This is a genomic window from Nostoc sp. WHI (assembly GCF_015714725.1).
Lineage (GTDB): Bacteria > Cyanobacteriota > Cyanobacteriia > Cyanobacteriales > Nostocaceae > Nostoc.
Map to the genome: position 1 here is coordinate 1 of NZ_WBKM01000364.1, position 18,807 is coordinate 18,807.

Consider the following 18,807-nt stretch of genomic DNA (forward strand, 5'->3'; position numbering starts at 1 on the left):
CCCCTGCCCCCTGCCCCCTGCCCAATGCCCAAAGTATCAGAAATATCATTCCGATATAACTTAAGCGTTCAGCATGATCCAATTATCAGCTTGATTTATCACCAGAAACTCGGGAGATCCCGCTTGTCCATCGACGAGCGAGGATGGGATGATGAGGATACTGCGGGGAATCTAAAATAACCCCAGCAAGAGAAGCTACCAAGAGTGCTAACCCGTCGTTAAAAACAAAAGATTATGACTGTTGCAACCCAATCCCCCCAAGAACTGTCCCTCGAAGAACTTTGTATTAACTCGATCCGCTTCTTGGCTGTTGATGCCGTAGAAAAGGCCAAGTCGGGACACCCAGGACTGCCAATGGGCGCGGCTCCGATGGCTTTTGTCCTTTGGGATCGCTTTTTGAAGTTTAATCCCAAGAATCCCAAATGGTTTAACCGCGATCGCTTTGTCTTGTCTGCCGGTCATGGCTCGATGTTGCAGTACGCCCTGCTATATCTGACAGGCTACGATAGCGTCACCATTGAAGATATCAAGCAATTCCGTCAATGGGAGTCTAAAACCCCCGGACACCCCGAAAACTTCATGACCCCAGGCGTGGAAGTCACCACCGGGCCACTAGGTCAAGGAATTGCCAATGCAGTCGGTTTGGCGATCGCTGAAGCACACCTTGCTGCTAAATACAACAAACCTGATACCAAAATTGTTGACCACTACACCTACGTAATTGTGGGTGACGGTTGCAATATGGAAGGAATTTCCGGTGAAGCTGCTTCTTTTGCAGGACACTTGGGATTAGGCAAACTCATCGCTCTGTACGACGACAACCACATTTCCATCGACGGTTCCACAGATGTGGCATTCACCGAAGATGTTTCCAAGCGCTTTGAAGCTTACGGTTGGCACGTCCTACACGTCGAGGACGGCAACACTGACTTAGAAGCGATCGCCAAGGCAATTGAAGCAGCCAAAGCTGTCACCGATAAGCCTTCTTTCATCAAAGTAACAACCACTATTGGTTACGGTTCACCCAACAAGCAAAACACCGCCGGTATTCACGGTGCTGCTCTCGGTGCAGACGAAGTTGCCTTGACTCGTAAACAACTTAAGTGGGAACACGAGCCTTTCGTAATACCCCAAGACGCTCTCAACCACACGCTTAAAGCAGTTGAGCGTGGTGCAGGTTACGAAGGCGAATGGAACAAAACATACGCTGACTACAAAGCTAAGTATCCCCAAGAAGCAGCCGAATTTGAACGTTACATCAGCAGCAAGCTGCCCGATGGTTGGGATAAAGTACTACCCACCTACACCCCCGAAGACAAAGGACTGCCCACTCGCAAACACTCAGAAACCTGCCTCAACAAACTAGCGGCGGTTTTACCTGAATTGATTGGTGGTTCGGCTGACTTAACCCACTCCAACCTTACCGAAATCAAGGGCAAGGGCGACTTTCAAAAAGGGCAATACCAAAATCCTAACATCCACTTTGGGGTGCGGGAACATGCTATGGGCGCAATCTGTAATGGTATAGCGCTGCACAGTTCGGGATTAATTCCCTACGGTGCTACCTTCTTGATCTTCACAGATTACATGCGTGCTGCCATCCGCTTATCCGCCCTTTCTCAAGCTGGCGTGATTTGGGTAATGACTCACGATTCAATTGGACAAGGTGAAGATGGGCCAACGCACCAACCCATTGAAACTCTCGCTTCCTTGCGAGCCATTCCTCATTTAACAGTGTTTCGCCCCGCAGACGGTAACGAAACCTCTGGCGCTTATAAAATAGCAGTTGAAAGGGCAAAGCAAAACGCTCCGTCTCTGTTGGCGTTCACTCGTCAAAACGTCCCTAACTTGGCAGGTACATCGGTTGAGGGTGTGGCGAAGGGTGGATACACCGTGGTGGATAGTGAAGGTACGCCTGAGTTGATCTTGATTGGCACTGGTTCAGAATTGAGCCTCGCCGTCACCGCAGCCGAGAAACTCACAGCTGAAGGCAAAAAAGTTCGTGTTGTCTCGCTCCCAGCGTGGGATCTTTTTGAAGCACAGGATGCGGCTTATAAAGAATCCGTTCTGCCGAAAGCTGTCACCAAGCGTTTATCTGTAGAAGCTGCTAGCAGTTTCGGTTGGCATAAGTACGTCGGTACTGAAGGCGATTGCGTTAGTATTGATCGCTTTGGTGCTTCGGCTCCAGGTGGTGTTTGTCTAGAGAAGTTTGGCTTTAGCGTTGATAATGTGTTAGCTAAGGCCAAGCAATTGTTGGGTTAATAGCAACAGAATATTCTCTAAATTTTGTGGGGTGGGCTAAAGAGCCTACCCTTTTTTATCCAAAGGAAGATTAACTATAATTGGATTAATAAGTTATTAATTGGGAGGAAGTTATGCAGAAAGTTTCTGAGGAAAAGGATGTACTTCTAGCCCGGATAACAAAAATTGTAGAACATTTGATGTAAAAGGATAGTAGCTATCAGTATTATCTAGATAGAGATAAAGCAATTCAAATGATATTTAAATATTATTCAGAGAAAGTTTCTATGGAGGAACTAAAAGCTATGTCTGATTTCAGATTAACAGGGCTTATTGAGGGACATATGATGACTTTGTTATTGATTGAAGGGGAAGATGATATAGACCTTAAAGCAACGCCCTATGGTTAGATATGTTAAATTCCTAAGTAGAAAAATGATTTTTATTACATAACTTAATATAATAGTTAAAGACAAGCTAATCGCGTTATAATTTACAATACAGTATACAAATTAGTACAATAGTACTAAAGTGCTAAAAAATTACTATTTATACTGAGAGGCAGTATGAAAGCAGAGCTTCTCAAGAGATTTTTTAGAGCGATCGCTAGTTCAGATCAAGAGGCGATTGACAAGCTGACATATCTAGTGATTGATGAAGAACGCAGTAAGGGACATACGCTCTTAGCTGATCAGTTAGAGAATATCACTAAAAAAAGCCCGAAAGAGAAGCCTACTAACATCAGCAAACCTGCTTCTTCAACACCAGAAAATTTACAAGCTTTAACTGAATTACGAACCAGTAGGCGATTTAATCTTCCTTTGGTAAGTATCATACCAAGGGAAAATTTGCGGCATCATATGGTGTTGCCAGAAAATATTGAGAAACGTTTCTGCCGAATTGAACGTGAGTATGCGGCAAGAGATAGGCTTGCTCATCATGGATTGCGTTACAGACAAAAAATCCTTCTATATGGGCCTCCTGGCTGTGGAAAGACTCTAGGAGCAGAGCGTTTAGCTTGGAATACAGGTTTACCACTCTTGAAAGTTCGATTTGATGCAATGGTGTCGTCTTTTTTAGGCGAAACTGCCAGCAATTTAAGACTTGTATTTGAGGATGCCTCAAAAAGTCCATGTTTATTATTTCTTGATGAATGTGACTCAATTGCTAAGACACGAGAAGACTCTCAAGAAGTAGGAGAAATTAAGCGAGTAGTCAATACATTTCTTCAAATTTTGGATGAGTATCAACCATCTTCTGGGCTTTTAGTAGCAGCTACGAACCTAAATAAATCTCTAGATACTGCCCTTTGGAGAAGATTTGATGATTTGATTGCAGTACCCAAACCCGGAGAACAAGAGCTAGAATTTATACTAAAGGAAACACTATCTGCAATTGAAGTGGGATCTATCAACTGGCCAATGATCATTGAGCAGATGAAAGATTTTTCTGCGGCTCAAGCTGTGAGAGTTGCACAAGATGCAGCTAAAAGAGCAATCCTTGAGCGAGAGGAGCTAGTGATTCAGGAACACTTAGAAGAAGCGATCGCAGAAATCAAGATTTCCTAGTATTAAATTTTGCTGTCTGGATAAATAAATGGTTGAAAGTTATCAAGGTTTTCCGCATATCGATCTCAAATTGACAGACAAGGGTACAGCAAAATCTCTAGGTGGCGGTGGTAATAAAAAAGTTACTCAGACACATATAAATTTGTCTAATCGGCAGGGACACGGAAGTAAAATTCAAGAATTAGTATCTTCTCTCATTTCCGATTGGAAAATAACTCAACAGCAACAAGAAGAAGATAAAAAACTCATACTTCCTGATTCCATACCTTTAATACTACAGATAGATCCTGAAACTTTCGATTTAGATGATCTAAGAACTTCTGAGATAGAAATAATATCTGAATTAGAAGATGGATATATTATTGGTGCGTCTGCGGATACTAACCTTACTGAACTTCAAAAGAAAATAGAAAAATTTTTCAATGAGCAACAAGGTGGTGGTGTAATTGCAAAAATTTTGAATATTCTTGACAAAAATCAACGCCCAGAATTTATTTTATCTCCAAAGTTATTAGAGGAATGGGAGCAAATAAAAGATGAGCAGGTTTATGTCGTTGAAGTAGGTATATCTTGTTTAGGAACTACAACAAAGTTACGTGACTATCCAGAACAAAAAAATTATAAAAAGCCTGAAAATTATGTAAAAGCAATCAATAACTGGATTGATAATCGTGATATTACATATGATGAATGGGATGACTTAGCATCAAAGAGACAACAAGACTTGATGAATTTTATTAGCAATCCTAAATATAAATATAATGGTAAGCTTTTAAGTAGCTTTATTGAAGATAATCCTCCTCAATTTTCTGAAGCACCAGACAGTTTTTCATGTCTTATTCAAATATCTGGTCTATGTTTAAAAGATTTGGTATTTAATTTTTCTTATATTTTTGAAGTAACTGAAAAAGATAATATTGCTGAACCATTTTCCCCCAATGGTGAAATATCTAATATTAGTAATATATCTTTATTTTTACAACCACCAGAAAAAAATGCACCTAATGTCTGTGTAATTGATAGTGGTATTCAAGAGCAGAATCCTCTTTATCAAGTCAAACTACCGAATAGTCTGAGATCGCCTGGAGAAGAGTTTGATATTATTATAGAAATTACTTTGTCATATAAAGCTGAACCGCGTCGAACTCGACGTAATAGAAGAAAGTATCTTTCAACTTGGCTTGACTGGGAGTGTAGTAAACAAGGAGAAGATCCAAAGCATTTTCTTGGTAGGGTTTTAGCTAATTACAATGTGCCAAAAGATGCAGACAAGGGGGATGAACTCTTTACATGGACTCTTGGTAAAGAGAAGCATTATAAAACAATCAAAAATGTATCAAGAAGTGTAGGAACAATTCAGAAGGATTGGGCTTTCGTTAAATCTTATAACCTTAGAGATGCATTCTGTATTGCAGTAGTAGGGCATGAAGGTTGGAATAATGATCCATACGCTGAGGTTCCATACTCTCTAGTTGTTAGCTTTGAAGCCACACAAACGGATATTCCGATTTATACCCCACTTGTTGAAGCTCAAGTTGAAACAGAAATTCAACCACTGATAGAAATTTAATCTATTGTAGATAGCTGAAGCGATCGCACCGCCGCAACCAACTATAAAATTTTATGTGCCAAATGTACCGCCAACTTTAAATGGTCAAGTCCTACGCCGACAAACTTAATATCTATATTTCGTATTAAACTCCTTATTTTTAGGGCTACGAATTAGAAGTTGATTGTGACTCACGTTATAGTCCCAAAACTTAAAACGGCGTTTACTCATCTATTCATTCATTTCTTTACCTCTTAAATAGAAAAACTCTCGTGGTCAAGGATAGCGTAAAGAAAGTTGTCGTACCATTTGCCTTTGATTAACTCTTTTTCCCGCAGATGACCCTCACGGCGCATACCAATTTTTTCTAATACCCTTACAGAAGCTAGATTCTGTGCAACACACCAAGACCAGATCCGATGCATTCTCAGTTCTTCAAAGCCAAACTTTAAAATTGCCTGTGCTGCTTCTGTTGCATAACCTTGTCCCCAATACTGAGTGTTTAGTTCATAGCCGATATTTGCTTCCCGCATTTCTGGGTCGTTTACACGGATACCACAATTGCCAATAAGCGATTCGTGAAAACAAGATGATATGCGATCGCTTTCCAAACTTCCACTTTTTAGAGCATTCAGTTAGCAAAATAAGACGGCTTGCGATCGCTCTGTAACCTGAGTTAAATTATAAAGTCTGGTGCCAGTAGCGGGAATTTTTTACAGTCATTTTGCTACATCAACCGATTTCTCATATCTTTCGGTGAGAGTACTGGAATCGGTGAACCTGTGAATCCATCTACATCACGAGTAACGATCGCCTCTAACCCCAACTTAATCGCGGCTGCTACCTGCACCGCATCTTCAAAATCATTCAACCCCAAGGCGATCGCCTGTTCTAGCACCCCGCGATCCACTGCACAAATTTCCATCAGTGCCAACAATTGAGTCACTGCGGCAATCGCAACTTCAGCACTCTTGGTCTGGCGTCGAACCAAATAATGCACATCTGTAACCGTTGTTGCCGACATAAACCCTTCAACTTGCCCTGATTCAACCGTCTCTAGCAAAAAAGCAGCATCCGCCACAAAAGGTTCACGCGCTAGCAAAGCATCCAGCAAAACATTTGTATCAAATAAAAGTCGCATTACAGATACTTTTGCACCAAACGCTCATCTAGTATCGCTTTCACTTCTTCATCTGTAGGTGGCAGGGTGTCAGTTTTCGCAATGCCGATTAAACTTGCAGCTAAACCTTTCGGCTTTGACGTTGGCTGAAGTTTTGGTTGGAGCGATCGCATCAATGTATTGATTAACTGCCAACGATCCTCGGCAGATAATCTCAGTGCTTGATCTTCAAGTTCACGTAACGTCATGGCAATGATTTCTAATAGAGAGCGTTGAGTTATCAAAATAAGACGGCTTGCGATATCTGACGACAAGCCACTTTGCGTCTACGCCCGATGCAAAGATCATATCTGATTGTCATGCAGATGTGAATACAAGTACAGCAGAGTAATCATATACTGCAATTAAGTGTCATTGGTGTGAGGAAGGTACTTTGAAGATAAAATGGCGTAGGCGTAGCCCGCCGCAGGCATCGCATCTCAAACCAAAACCAAAGAAACGCCGCCCTTCCTCAGAAGAGGATATACTTCACCTCAGACGAACTGGGCGTTATATCCCACCACCGCGTAAAAGTTGGCGAGATAAATTTATTGTTGTAACTAAATCACCATTTGAGTGGTTAGAAAAACGTCTGGTAGAACCTTTAGCGAACCTAGTTGATGGGGCTGATGTATTTCGGATATTAGAAAAGGTTGGCTTTTTAATAGCTCTGTTAGTTTTTCTACTGGAAGTTGGGGAACGTAGAGAAAAATCAATCTTTGAGGCGTGGCAAGTAGTGAAAGATGGGCAAGGCGAAAAGTCAGGTGTAGTCGTGTTGGCGCTGGAAAGATTAAAAAAGGAAAATTTTAGCTTATCTGGAATCAACGTTGAGAAAACCAACCTCATCGGTGCCAACCTTATCCGCGCTAACCTTATCCGCGCTAACCTCAGCGGTGCTGACCTGCGTTTTGCCAACTTCAGCAATGCTGACCTCGGCTTTACCAACCTTAAAGATGCCAGCCTTATGGGTAGCAACCTTAACAATACTCATCTCGGCTTTGCCAACTTCAACGGTGCTGACCTAAGTCGTACTAACCTTAAGAATGCCGACCTCAACGGTGCCAACCTCAGCAGTAGCAATCTCATATTTGCAGACCTCAGTGATGCAAAAAACATAGCTGTTGAGCAAGTTAAATCTGCCAAAAATTGGAGACATGCAAAATACGATCGGGAATTTCGCGCCAAGCTTGGTTTACCACCAGAACCAATGAAGTAACTGTGGGAAGCGCCTCAAAATAACGGCATAATAAAACCGAGAGCATACTTTTTTTGACATAACAAAGCTATCCCAACCCCGTCGTACCGACATCCTATCTGAAGATTAAGATTATGAACACAACTAGTATTGCTAAAGTCACAGCTGATGGAAAACTAGAAATTCCTCCAGAGATTTTAGAAAAGCTTCAGCCTTATACAGAATATGAAGTCTCTGTTACCGAAGATGAAATTGTGTTTAAAAAAACAAAAATAGATTTAACACTAAAAGCATTAAGGCAACGAGTAACACAGGCTGGTTCAGATCCAAATCAACCAAATCTCGAAGAAATTAGTCAAATAGTTAAGGAAGTTAGACAAGAACTTTGGACTGAAAAATGAGGATTGTAGTTGATGTAAATGTTTGGATTTCAGCATTACTTTGGGGAGGAGTGCCAGATATAGTTTTGATACTGGCAGAGGAGCAGAAAATAACTATATTTGCGTCTGATGCTTTATTTTTAGAGTTAGAAACTACTTTGCGTCGTCCAAAGTTTAAGTCTAAAATCGAATCTTTAAATTTAAGAGTAGAAGATGTAATTAATGCTACGAGAAATGCACTCCAATTTTGTCTAACTGTTTCTGTAGATGCTCCTCAATTACGTGACCCAAAAGATATTGTAGTTCTGGCTGCGGCTATTGCTGCAAACGCTGAAGCAATTATTACTGGTGATTTAGATTTATTGGTGTTGGTAGAGTTTAACGGAATTCCCATTTTGACACCACAAGATTTTTTGATGCGTTATTTTCCAGAAAGGTCTATTCGTAATTGGTAATACCCTACGGGAAACGCAAAGCGCTACATAATTGATAATTAAGTAAAAATAAAATTACTGTAGGGAAAGCAGGATAAGCAGTGAGAGGATGTGAATTCAAAAATACAATTATAAATAAAAATTCTTGAAGTAAGCGATCGCATCTCTCCAGACAAGCTTACCAATAGGCGATTCGTGAAAACAAGATGATATGCGATCGCTCTCCAAACTTCTACTTTTTACCTAAGAACTCGGAACTCCGACCTCAGAACTCGGAACTTCAAGCTCAGAACTCGGAACTTCAAGCTCAGAACTCGGAACTTCAAGCTCAGAACTCGGAACTTCGACCTCAGAACTCGGAACTTCGACCTCAGAACTCGGAACTTCGACCTCTGAACTCGGAATTCCGACCTCTGAACTCGGAACTCCGACCTCTGAACTCGGAACTCCGACCTCTGAACTCGGAACTCCGAGATCAGAACTCGATACTTCAGTTTTATAGAGAGGACTGGGGTTTAGAGAATAGTTTTACACTACCCTCTAGCATCTCACCTCGCAATACGGTACGGTTCTGATAAGACTTGATCCCCCCAACCCCCCTTAAAAAGGGGGGGGCTAAGAATGGCTCTATTTCCCCCTTTTTAAGGGGGACTAAGGGGGATCTTTAAGGACTATGCACTTTAACCGAACCGTATTGTCTCACCCCATGCCCCATGCCCAATTAATAATGAGTTGCCGAATTGCGATGATGCACAGCTGTAACGCCATCATTATCTAACAATTTGCCATTCTCGACAGTTGCATAAACCAGCCAGTGATCGCCAGATTCCATCCGGTTTTGTACGGAGCATTCGAGATATGCTAGAGCATCGGTAAGTATGGGAGAACCGCTTTCAGTTTCTTGGGACGCGACATCAGCAAATCGGTCTTGTCCTGGGCCAAAAGGTTTGAGGAAGTGCTTCATCAACCCCAAGTGATTCCCTTCTTTGAGGATGTTGAGGACAAATTTATTTCCTGTATGCGTCAGTGTTTCTACTGCGCGGTCTTTAGCTACAGCTATGGTTAAACCAGGAGGACTAAAGCTAGCCTGAGCCACCCAAGAAGCTAACATGGCACTGGAGCGATCGCCTTCTTTTGCTGTGAGAACACAAAGAGAACCGACAATCCGACCAACTGCTTGTTCTACATTTGTTGCAGGAAGACTAGGCGATCGCACTTTTCTGGTTTTCTTCAGTGTTTGGGCAAAGTCGGTTCCAGCTTCTTCACACAATTGTAAGGTGGCATCGTCGGGTTTGAATTTGACGCGGATGGTGTCAAAACCAAATCGATAGCCAGCATCTTTTAATTTGCCTTCGATTAAATCAACTGCTTCCCCACTCCAGCCAAAGGAACCAAAAACACCAGCGAGTTTATTATTAGTAGCGGTGGATAGGACAATTCCTAAAGCTATTTGTACAGGTGTAGGTGCATGACCGCCGAGGGTAGGTGAACCGATGACAAAGCCAGCAGATTTTTCCACAGCAACCCGGATATCTTCAGGCTCGGTAAATTCGCAGTTAATCGATTCTACGGCAACGCCAGCTTTTGTGATGCCACGAGCGATCGCTTGGGCTAATGTTGCCGTGTTTCCATAAGCTGATGCATAAATCAATGCTACTGTCAAGTCAGCAGAAGTTTGTTGCTGACTCCATTGCCGATAGACTTTGGTGAGTTCGATTAAGCCGTAGCGAACTAAAGGCCCGTGTCCATTGGCATACATTCGCACTGGGAAATCTGCAAGTTTATCCAGCGCTGTTTCAACTTGACGAGCGTGGGGAGCCATGAGGCAATCAAAATAATAGCGCCGATCTTCGTTATATACTTCCCAGCCTTCATCAAATACCTGATCTCCGCAAACATGCGCCCCAAATAACTTATCTGTGTACAAAATTTCTGTTTGGGGATCATAAGTGCAAAGTTGATCTGCATAGCGGGGATTGGGGGTGGGAATGAATTGTAAATTATGCCCTTTGCCCAAATCTAGAGTTTCTTCTCCCCGCATGACAAGAATTTGCAAGTCTTGATTTTCCAGCGCTCCGCGTAAATTAATCGCCCCAGGATTAGAGCAAACAAAAGTGATTTGTGGAGCAATTTCCAACAAAGCTTTTAAAGTTGTAGCGCGGTTGGGGTTGACGTGTCCCAAAATTACATAATCTAACTCTTCGACATGGAAACGCTGTTGTAACGCTTCTAAATAAATTTGCGTAAATGTTTCCCCTGGCGGATCAATGAGGGCAGTTTTATCGCTTTCTATTAAATAAGAATTAGCAGTTGTACCCTTGGCGAGAGCATATTCAATTTCAAACCTGAGCCTTGACCAACTGCGCGATCGCAGTATTCTTGTATTTGTAGCAATAGGCAAAACTTGAACGTCACGGGGTTTGTTTGTTGACATAGGGAGTAGGGAATAGGGAGTAGGGAATAGGGAGTAGGGAATAGGGAGTAGGGAGTAGGAATCACCACTTCCTATTTACTTTTTTAATAATGCTTTCCAACATGGCTTTTAGGGTAATGGGAAATAAGAACTAGGAAACACCACTCCCTACTCCCTACTCCCTACTCCCCACTCCCTCTCTTAATAATGATTACCAACTTTGCGGTGATGGGCTGCTGTCAGTGCATCTGGCTTAGAAACTCGTCCGGCGTAGACGGTGCTGTATACTCCCCAGTGGTCGCCGCAGTCCATTCTACTGACGACTTCGCACTCCATGTAGGCGAGGGCGTCGTTGAGGATGGGGGCACCATTTTCGGCTGGCTGAGTTCTCACATTTTCAAAGCGATCTGCACCAGGGGCGAACCGTTTCAAAAAGTGCTTCATTAGTGGTTGGAAATTCCCTTCTTCTAAGATGTTGAGAACAAAGCGATCGCCTACTTGCATAAGTGATTCAATTGCTCTATCTTTGGCTACTGCAATGGAAAATCCCAAGGGTTTAAAACTAGCTTGAGCAACCCAGGAGGCTAACATGGCGCTGGAAACATCGCCTTTTTTGGCAGTAATAATATACAATCCGCCGCTAAGTCTACCTAGTGCTTTATCTAAGTCTGCACCCAGGGATTTCATGTTTTTAATACTGCGATCGCGTGTTACCCATTGCCCTAAGTCTGTACCGGCTTCTTCACACAGTTTATAAATGTTTTCTGTGGGCGTTTGTTTAATCCGAATCGCTGGAAAAACCGTTGTCAGACCCAAATTCCGAAACTTACTCAGTAACGGATCTATCGGCTCATCATCGCCACCACCAGTTTCAAATATACCTATAGCTTGCTTTTCTTTGGCAGATCCTAAAACTGTGCTGAGGGCAACTTGGATGCTAGCAGCGCCAGAAGCCGGAGGTAGGCCAAGGATTAGCCCCGCACAACGGCTAACTAGTTCCCGTAGTTCTTGTAAATCCAGTTCAGATCCCAAATCGACAATTTCCACGGCTACACCAGTTTTACCGATGCCGTTGGCAATTGCTTGAGCAAGGCGATCGCTATATCCGTATTCTGAAACGTAAAATATTCCAACTGCCGCTTCTGCCTTGGTTTGTGTTTGGCTCCAAGTGCGGTAACGTCCAGTTAGTTCCTCAACATTGTGAGATAATAATGGACCATGACCTGTGGCAATCATGCTAATGGTTTTTAGTTCCCCCATCCGCTTCAGGGCAGACAAAACTGACCGGGCATTCGGCCCCATTAAGCAGTCGTAGTAATAATGAAAGTCTTCTTCGATAGCTGCCAAGTCTTCATCAAAGGTGCTATCTGAGCAATAATGCAACCCAAAGGCATCGCAGGTATAGAGAATTTTGGTTTTGTGATCAAAGCTGAAAATGGTATCCGGCCAATGTAAATTTGGGGCAATCACGAATTCAAATTCATGACCGTTGCCCAAATCTAAGCGATCGCCATTTTTCACAATCAGGCGCTTAAATGGTTGATGTACGAAATCCTCAAGAAACTGAATCGCCACTTTAGAACCAACAACGGTAATTTCTGGAGCCATTTGCAGCAAATCTTTAACTAAACCGCTATGGTCTGGCTCGGTGTGGCTGATAATCAAATAATCAATATCTGTTGGCTTGATTAGACCGATGAGCGTATCAAAATATAGTTGACGAAACTTTTCATGGGAGGTATCAACTAAGACAGTCTTATCCCCACGGATGAGAAACGAGTTATAAGTGGTACCGTTTTGTAGACCAAACTCAATATCGAAGCGATCGCGATCCCAATCTAATGAGCGAATAGCCGTCGTTTCTTGAGCGATTTCCCCAGTCTGTATGGTGAGCCGTTTTTCAGTTTTTTCTGTGAGTGCTACCATAACTCCCTCCTTGACACAATGAGTATTTATTCCTCTACCTTTATTGTTACACGGCTTGAATGTTAATTTTTATTAAAAAACCTATGACTGACTTAAAAAAGTTAAAAGTGTGAAACCGCAGAGGCACAGAGAAGAAATTTGGCTAGCTTTGGAAATTGGGAATTCTCGGTTGCATTGGGCGTTATTTATTGGCGAGACGCTTCACTCAGCTTGGGATACCGACCATCTACCTGAGTCTCTCATCCAACAGTTGGCTAAGTGTCAAACCCTGGATGATTTGCTAGAGATAATTTTCCTACCTCATCAAGGTGATTTTCTAACAAACACTCTCCTCCTCTGCCCCCTCCTCCTCGCCTCCGTAGTTCCCAGCCAAACTGCTATTTGGCAAATTTATCCTAACATTCGCGTTATTACCTTAGACCAAGTACCGATTAAAGGTATGTATCCCACACTAGGAATTGACCGTGCTTTAGCTTTGTGGGGTGCGGGGAAAACGTGGGGTTTTCCAATGTTGGTGATTGATGCTGGGACAGCGCTGACTTTTACGGCTGCGGATGATAATCAGTGTTTAGTTGGAGGTGCAATTCTGCCAGGATTAGGTTTGCAATTTGTAACTCTCGGTCAACAAACAGGACAATTACCATTATTAGAAACGGGAAGTGTTGCGTCTCTACCACCACGTTTTGCAGTCAATACGACAGAGGCAATTCAAAGTGGAGTGATTTACACTTTATTAGCTGGAGTTCAAGATTTTGTTAAAGCATGGTGGCAGTTATTTCCTGATGGGAAGATTGCAATTAAAGGAGGCGATCGCACTTTATTACTAAACTATCTGCAAGCCTTATATCCTGAAATTGCAGCACATTTAATTGTAGAACCAAATTCAATATTTTGGGGAATGCGAGAAATAGTAATAATGCTGCATTGATGGAGCGAACAGCAATTGCTTTCTCCCAAGTATAACTTGAGCTTTTACGCGATCGCATTTTGCTTGGCTTGAAATTAGGCAAGTAAGCCCCTGGATACAAAGCTGTTCAAAAAGCTCTCAATCGTTTCATCGCTGAATTGACTTACCCAAACATGAGCGTTTTTTGACTTCGCCAACAGTATCCATTGCTCGTTTGACCCCACTAAGTATAGTCTTGCTTTTGAGAGATTTGCATTCTAGGATGGTATTAGTTCAATCTTATAATCAGCCATAAGTTGATGCTGACTTATACCTAAATCTTCAATCTTCTGTGTAAGCAGATTTTTTAAGTTTTTCAAAAATGAAATGAATTCGTTTTGATAATCTTGAGTTTCCGCCCAAGAAACAATTGATTCTATTTTTACATCTAGCTCATTATACTGATCTTCTTTAAAAGCGATGACTAGTTTTAGGCTGTCAGTTTCTGGATAATCAGCGAGTAATTTTCTAATAAAAGCTTCCTTCTTTGCTATGCTAATAGCATAATTATTTAGCTGATTTAGTTTATTGATTAAGATTGTATTGCCATAACGCTCCCAACTAAAAATAATTGCTCTTTTTAATCTAAAACAGGATATTATAGCTTTTTTTAAAAGTTCTAATTCCGAAAATATGCTATAGATATAATCTTGATGTAATGCAGAATAAAAAGAATAATGAGTATGATTATTTAAAATCATATTAGCAGTAACAAAACCTTCATTATCAAAAAACTCTTGATCTCTGTTTCCAAGATATGCTTCTTGTTCAATATTTTCATAAAATTTTTTAATAGGTGTTTCATTCAAGTTATGCGTAATGAAGAATTCAGTCAAAACTTTTTCCATTAACTCTAATAAATCAATTGCATTAACGAAAAGTTCATCCTGTGTTTCAAAAGGTATAAAACTGTTATATGAGATCCTCGATAGTTTATCCAAAATAGATTTTATAGATGCGCTCGTCTCCTCAAAATCCATATATTCTTTAGCTGAACTCATAACTAAAAACCTTTCTGAAATATATGTATAAATTATTTGACATCATCATGCGTATTTCTGACTTATGAACTAACTTGCTAACATCAGACATATTTTTCAAATTGTTGTAATTTCATAAGATTGATAATTACATATTAATAGTATTTTATTTACAACTCCTTAGAATAATTACCTAATTTCAGAGCGAAGGAATATGTGTACTGGATTGGCAACAAACCCTGAATGAGCTAGTTTAATTCGTTTAAATTATGGCTTTTCAAAATACCTTGAATAAACTCCCGAATTTCAACCGCCACAACCCCAGCACAAGATTCTGGTAAGTTATTTCCGGCATGGGCAATCATTTTCAACTCGACATTCGGTATCAGTTGAGCATAAACCCGACTCTTGGCTAAAGCATCTGGTGTATCTTGGCCACCTTGTAAAATAAAAACTGGGACATCTATCATGTAAAGCCGCTTTTGCAGTAATTCCGCCTCAATTTCTGCTTGTCGTCGCTTGAAAAGTAACTGGCAACCTATGGGATACGGTAATAGCACCTGACGCAGTTGCAAGTCCTGGGCAATTTTTTCATGCCAACCTAAGATTTTAGTCAAAGGAGTGAGCGATCGCAATAATTTAACTAATAATGGTGGATAGCTCAGTAATCGCCGCATCTTCTGGCAATACTGTTCTTGTCCTGCTATCTCTACGCCCTCTGGTGCTAGCAGTACCACACCATCAACTTTCTCTGGATACTTTAAAGCATAGCTGGCAGCAATCCAACCCCCAAGAGAATGCCCGACTAAATATACTTTTTCTAGCTTGACAGCTTGCAGGAATTCAGCTAAACACTCTACTTGTAAATCTATCGAATGGTGGATATTCGGATTTTCTGACTCACCAAACCCCAATAAATCAGGTGCAAAACAATGAAAATCTTGTGCAACAGACTCCATCACAGATAACCATTGACTGCTCTCATTCCAAGCACCATGTAAAAAAATTATAGGAGTTTTTTCACCGGCTTCACGCCAGAATATTAGCCCTTGAGAGAGCTTTCTCCGGGAGTTACGGAATAGTGTATCCATTTTAATTTAGGAGTTAACTTTTAGCACCATAATAAATAGTCATTAGTTATTAGTATCTAACAAAAGACCAATAATTAATGACAAAATATTATTATGCCAATGTTGTCAAGCCTTTTAAGTAGTCTTGCAACTGCCGAGTATGGTCATGAGACATCTGTCCTGAAGGTAGGAAATTGAGAGAGAAAGCTTCGATTTCCATGACTTCCAAAGTATCTTTAATCTCCATTATCCCATGCACCTCGGCTTCAACCACAACACAAATTGAATGAATTCGAGGATCACGGTCTGGTGAGGAGTAAACTCCTACCAAACGATTAATGTTCACCAATTCTAGTCCGGTTTCCTCTTTCAATTCTCGGCGGACTGTGTTGGGAATATCTTCTCCCCAATCCACCATCCCTCCAGGCAGTGCCCAAAGACCATCGTCGCGCCGCCGGATCAGTACTATCCGACCATCGGGTAAAATTGGGATGATACTAGTGCCAGTAATAGGATGGCGAAATATAATGCCCAATACTGTTTGTCCAATACGCCACAAGCTACGTGTGGACTGGACAGCTGCCGGAAAAAAAGCAATAACGTTCAATCTTCAAAATTTCTATGTTGTATTCTATGTTTCCCTACCACTTACATAGACTCAACTAATAAAATTTTGGTTGAGTTTTGTTTTATACAAAAATGTTTGTGGATTGAGATTTTTATTCTAACGATTTACGTAGAATATTGTTAATTCTAACATCAAGTTTAAATAGAAGCACTGTATTCATATATACATAATTTTGAAATAAGAAAACTTTTCAGTTTATAGCTAGCATTAGCCTTGCCCAAACCAGCTATCAATACTAGTTTTTCAGCATCCGTTAAAAAAATTAATATAAAAAATCTAAATTTATGAATTTTAATGTTTAGATAATATTCTAATATTTAATTGCTGATTCTTATGTTCTAACTATTACCTAATTAGTCCTAATTAAACTTTTTGTTAAATAAATAATACTGGTTTGTTCTAAGAACAACACTAGTTAGCTAATTTATATCTATTTTTGTCTATTTGAATTTAAAAAAGGGTATTTTTCGTCTAGCTAGCGGAGACATAATTCTAAATTTTTATTGACATAGCAATGTTGAATACGGTAGACTAGAACACTGTTTAAAGCGTATTAAGTGCTGAACTAGGCTACAAGTATATCAATAATATTGGTAGCTAATATTGCCTATGTGATGCCTAGTTACCACTTTTTTGTTGTTTATTAATGAGGTGAACATGGCCAAGCGCCGTAACCCGAAAAAAGAAAAGGCGCTACGGAACCAGGCGTATGCCCGGAAGTTTCGTAAACGGACTACGACAGGAAGAATGCAGAGAAGGTTCCAACAAAGACCACCGAAGAGTGAAGAAGAAGAAGGCGCAGCAGCAGCTGATACTGAATAAGCTGCTTGCCTACCTCAATCCTTGTTATTTAGTTTATTTAGTTTTTAGGGCGTACAAACAAATGTGCGCCCTTATTTATTACTCGATAGCGATTTGAGCGCGGGCAGCTATGAGCGCTTTGCTGACCTGTACAAACCCAGTACCACCGTAACTGTTGCGGGCTGCCACAACTTGACGGGGGGATATCGCCTCATAAATATCTGCTGCAAATGCTGGATGGAATTGTTGCCACTCGTCTAATTTCAAATCTTTCAGGAGCTTACCTGCGGCAATACTAGTTTTTACTACTTTACCCACGAGGTTATAGGCTTCCCGGAAAGGGACGCCTCGTGCTGCCAAATAATCTGCGACATCGGTAGCATTAGAAAAATCTTCCGTCACGGCTTGCGCCAAACGCTGAGTACGAAATTCCAAGCCTTCCCTGAGCAAAATCGTCATTGCTTCTAGAGAGGCTTTGATTGTGTTAACGCTATCAAATAGACCTTCTTTATCTTCTTGTAGGTCTTTGTTATATGCCAGGGGTAGCCCCTTCATAATCACTAACATTGCCTGAAGATGACCAAATACACGCCCCGTTTTCCCTCGCACTAATTCTGGTACATCGGGGTTTTTCTTTTGGGGCATGATACTGGAACCAGTAGCACAGCTATCTTTGAGAGTGACAAAGCGGAATTCTTCAGTTGACCAAAGAATGATTTCTTCTGCAAGACGGCTGAGATGAACCATGATCAAGCTAGCGGCACACAAGAATTCGATCGCAAAATCGCGATCGCTCACTCCATCGAGGCTGTTAGCATAAATATCATCAAAATCCAGGAGTTTAGCTGTGTAGTGGCGGTCAATGGGGAAAGTAGTTCCAGCTAAAGCACCACACCCCAAAGGTGAAATATTCACGCGGCGAGAAACATCACCCAGGCGTTCCCAGTCGCGTTGCGCCATTTCAAAGTATGCCAAGAGGTGGTGAGCTAAACTCACGGGTTGAGCGCGTTGTAGGTGCGTATAACCAGGAATCAGAGTTTCAACGTGCTGTTCAGCTATATCCAGTAAAACACCTTGAAATTCTCGCAATTGGCCTTTAATTTGTTGGATTTGGTCGCGGAGGTAGAGTCTGGTATCGGTGCCAACTTGATCATTACGCGATCGCGCCGTATGCAGCTTTTTACCCACATCGCCGACAATTTCTGTCAGTCGTCCTTCAACGGCAAAATGTACGTCTTCAGCATCGACACCAGGGTGAAATCTTCCCTGACGGTACTCTTGGCGAATTTGTTCTAAACCTGCAACCAATTGCTCTGCTTCTTCTGGGGAGATAATGCCCGTGTGAGCGAGCATTTTGGCATGAGCTTGAGAACCAGTCAGATCGTATTCTATTAATTCAATATCAAAACCGATACTGGCATTAAAACGCGCGATCGCCGGATGCAACGCTGATTCAAACCGTGGACTCCAATTTTGTTCTTTGGTCATAAATATTATGAGGGGAGTGGGGAGTGGGG

At 41.4% G+C, this 18,807-nt stretch carries 19 protein-coding genes; 10 read left to right on the forward strand and 9 right to left on the reverse strand.

All coding sequences use genetic code 11. The features are described from left to right. From F8S12_RS41390 to F8S12_RS37460, 5 genes are all read left to right on the forward strand, one after another. Window positions 1-180 (forward strand): hypothetical protein (locus F8S12_RS41390; RefSeq protein WP_230968549.1); only part of this gene is annotated, 180 nt, incomplete at its 5' end. A gap of 54 nt (window positions 181-234) precedes the next feature. After that, window positions 235-2,262 carry a transketolase gene (tkt, locus tag F8S12_RS37450; protein ID WP_196521391.1) on the forward strand — a complete coding sequence of 676 codons (2,028 nt, stop codon included), beginning with the start codon at window positions 235-237 and terminating at the stop codon, window positions 2,260-2,262. A gap of 266 nt (window positions 2,263-2,528) precedes the next feature. Beyond that, on the forward strand, window positions 2,529-2,651 hold the full coding sequence (locus F8S12_RS41870; RefSeq protein ID WP_269144871.1) for a hypothetical protein: 123 nt from the start codon (window positions 2,529-2,531) through the stop codon (window positions 2,649-2,651). A 156-nt stretch (window positions 2,652-2,807) separates the two neighbouring features. Next, window positions 2,808-3,809, forward strand: coding sequence for an ATP-binding protein (locus F8S12_RS37455; RefSeq protein ID WP_196521392.1), 1,002 nt, complete (start codon window positions 2,808-2,810; stop codon window positions 3,807-3,809). A gap of 28 nt (window positions 3,810-3,837) precedes the next feature. Then, the gene (locus F8S12_RS37460) at window positions 3,838-5,379 is read left to right on the forward strand and encodes a hypothetical protein (RefSeq protein WP_196521393.1); all 1,542 of its coding nucleotides are present in this window, start codon (window positions 3,838-3,840) and stop codon (window positions 5,377-5,379) included. A gap of 233 nt (window positions 5,380-5,612) precedes the next feature. On the opposite strand, the gene F8S12_RS37465 is transcribed toward F8S12_RS37460, so the two are convergent. From F8S12_RS37465 to F8S12_RS37475, 3 genes are all read right to left on the reverse strand, one after another. Continuing rightward, window positions 5,613-5,969: a GNAT family N-acetyltransferase gene (locus F8S12_RS37465; protein ID WP_196521394.1), complete on the reverse strand. Its 357-nt coding sequence runs from the start codon at window positions 5,967-5,969 to the stop codon at window positions 5,613-5,615. Window positions 5,970-6,085: 116 nt separating this feature from the next. Next, a complete protein-coding gene (locus F8S12_RS37470) occupies window positions 6,086-6,499 on the reverse strand; it encodes a type II toxin-antitoxin system VapC family toxin (protein WP_196521395.1) in 414 nt (137 codons plus the stop codon). Next, window positions 6,499-6,726 carry a hypothetical protein gene (locus F8S12_RS37475; RefSeq protein WP_196521396.1) on the reverse strand — a complete coding sequence of 76 codons (228 nt, stop codon included), beginning with the start codon at window positions 6,724-6,726 and terminating at the stop codon, window positions 6,499-6,501. Before F8S12_RS37475 ends, F8S12_RS37470 begins: the two co-directional genes overlap by 1 nt. A gap of 185 nt (window positions 6,727-6,911) precedes the next feature. On the opposite strand from F8S12_RS37475, the gene F8S12_RS37480 reads away from it, so the two are divergent. The 4 genes from F8S12_RS37480 (at window position 6,912) to F8S12_RS37495 (ending at window position 9,101) form a co-directional block, all read left to right on the forward strand. Then, a complete protein-coding gene (locus tag F8S12_RS37480) occupies window positions 6,912-7,733 on the forward strand; it encodes a pentapeptide repeat-containing protein (protein WP_230968550.1) in 822 nt (273 codons plus the stop codon). A gap of 113 nt (window positions 7,734-7,846) precedes the next feature. Then, window positions 7,847-8,113, forward strand: coding sequence for a hypothetical protein (locus F8S12_RS37485; protein ID WP_196521397.1), 267 nt, complete (start codon window positions 7,847-7,849; stop codon window positions 8,111-8,113). Next, entirely contained in the window at window positions 8,110-8,547 is a 438-nt protein-coding gene (locus F8S12_RS37490) for a putative toxin-antitoxin system toxin component, PIN family (RefSeq protein WP_196521398.1), read from the forward strand. The genes F8S12_RS37485 and F8S12_RS37490 overlap by 4 nt, the downstream gene beginning before the upstream one ends. Before the next feature lie 185 nt (window positions 8,548-8,732). After that, on the forward strand, window positions 8,733-9,101 hold the full coding sequence (locus F8S12_RS37495; protein WP_196521399.1) for a hypothetical protein: 369 nt from the start codon (window positions 8,733-8,735) through the stop codon (window positions 9,099-9,101). A gap of 146 nt (window positions 9,102-9,247) precedes the next feature. Here the strand turns inward: F8S12_RS37495 and F8S12_RS37500 are convergent, their stop codons facing one another. Together F8S12_RS37500 and F8S12_RS37505 are read right to left on the reverse strand one after the other, a co-directional pair. Further along, window positions 9,248-10,960, reverse strand: coding sequence for a diflavin flavoprotein (locus F8S12_RS37500; protein ID WP_196521400.1), 1,713 nt, complete (start codon window positions 10,958-10,960; stop codon window positions 9,248-9,250). Between the two features lie 180 nt (window positions 10,961-11,140). Then, a complete protein-coding gene (locus F8S12_RS37505) occupies window positions 11,141-12,865 on the reverse strand; it encodes a diflavin flavoprotein (protein ID WP_196521401.1) in 1,725 nt (574 codons plus the stop codon). Window positions 12,866-12,974: 109 nt separating this feature from the next. Here F8S12_RS37505 and F8S12_RS37510 point away from each other — a divergent pair, with 109 nt between their 5' ends. Then, window positions 12,975-13,793: a pantothenate kinase gene (locus F8S12_RS37510; RefSeq protein ID WP_196521402.1), complete on the forward strand. Its 819-nt coding sequence runs from the start codon at window positions 12,975-12,977 to the stop codon at window positions 13,791-13,793. 236 nt (window positions 13,794-14,029) lie between these two features. Here F8S12_RS37510 and F8S12_RS37515 read toward each other — a convergent pair whose 3' ends face one another. The 4 genes from F8S12_RS37515 to argH form a co-directional block, all read right to left on the reverse strand. Next, window positions 14,030-14,812 (reverse strand): hypothetical protein, encoded by a 783-nt coding sequence (locus F8S12_RS37515; RefSeq protein WP_196521403.1) that lies wholly within the window; start codon window positions 14,810-14,812, stop codon window positions 14,030-14,032. Window positions 14,813-15,039: 227 nt separating this feature from the next. Further along, a complete protein-coding gene (locus F8S12_RS37520; RefSeq protein WP_196521404.1) occupies window positions 15,040-15,882 on the reverse strand; it encodes an alpha/beta fold hydrolase in 843 nt (280 codons plus the stop codon). A 91-nt stretch (window positions 15,883-15,973) separates the two neighbouring features. After that, window positions 15,974-16,468, reverse strand: a complete 495-nt coding sequence (locus F8S12_RS37525) for an NUDIX hydrolase (RefSeq protein ID WP_196521405.1) — start codon at window positions 16,466-16,468, stop codon at window positions 15,974-15,976. Between the two features lie 921 nt (window positions 16,469-17,389). Further along, window positions 17,390-18,778, reverse strand: coding sequence for an argininosuccinate lyase (argH, locus tag F8S12_RS37530; protein ID WP_196521406.1), 1,389 nt, complete (start codon window positions 18,776-18,778; stop codon window positions 17,390-17,392). Window positions 18,779-18,807 lie beyond the last annotated feature (29 nt).

Coding starts and splice junctions, on each gene's coding strand:
- tkt (WP_196521391.1), top strand. CDS start 235: ATGACTGTTGCAACCCAATCCCCCCAAGAACTGTCCCTCGAAGAACTT.
- F8S12_RS41870 (WP_269144871.1), top strand. CDS start 2,529: ATGGAGGAACTAAAAGCTATGTCTGATTTCAGATTAACAGGGCTTATT.
- F8S12_RS37455 (WP_196521392.1), top strand. CDS start 2,808: ATGAAAGCAGAGCTTCTCAAGAGATTTTTTAGAGCGATCGCTAGTTCA.
- F8S12_RS37460 (WP_196521393.1), top strand. CDS start 3,838: ATGGTTGAAAGTTATCAAGGTTTTCCGCATATCGATCTCAAATTGACA.
- F8S12_RS37470 (WP_196521395.1), bottom strand. CDS start 6,499: ATGCGACTTTTATTTGATACAAATGTTTTGCTGGATGCTTTGCTAGCG.
- F8S12_RS37475 (WP_196521396.1), bottom strand. CDS start 6,726: ATGACGTTACGTGAACTTGAAGATCAAGCACTGAGATTATCTGCCGAG.
- F8S12_RS37485 (WP_196521397.1), top strand. CDS start 7,847: ATGAACACAACTAGTATTGCTAAAGTCACAGCTGATGGAAAACTAGAA.
- F8S12_RS37490 (WP_196521398.1), top strand. CDS start 8,110: ATGAGGATTGTAGTTGATGTAAATGTTTGGATTTCAGCATTACTTTGG.
- F8S12_RS37495 (WP_196521399.1), top strand. CDS start 8,733: ATGATATGCGATCGCTCTCCAAACTTCTACTTTTTACCTAAGAACTCG.
- F8S12_RS37500 (WP_196521400.1), bottom strand. CDS start 10,960: ATGTCAACAAACAAACCCCGTGACGTTCAAGTTTTGCCTATTGCTACA.
- F8S12_RS37505 (WP_196521401.1), bottom strand. CDS start 12,865: ATGGTAGCACTCACAGAAAAAACTGAAAAACGGCTCACCATACAGACT.
- F8S12_RS37515 (WP_196521403.1), bottom strand. CDS start 14,812: ATGAGTTCAGCTAAAGAATATATGGATTTTGAGGAGACGAGCGCATCT.
- F8S12_RS37520 (WP_196521404.1), bottom strand. CDS start 15,882: ATGGATACACTATTCCGTAACTCCCGGAGAAAGCTCTCTCAAGGGCTA.
- argH (WP_196521406.1), bottom strand. CDS start 18,778: ATGACCAAAGAACAAAATTGGAGTCCACGGTTTGAATCAGCGTTGCAT.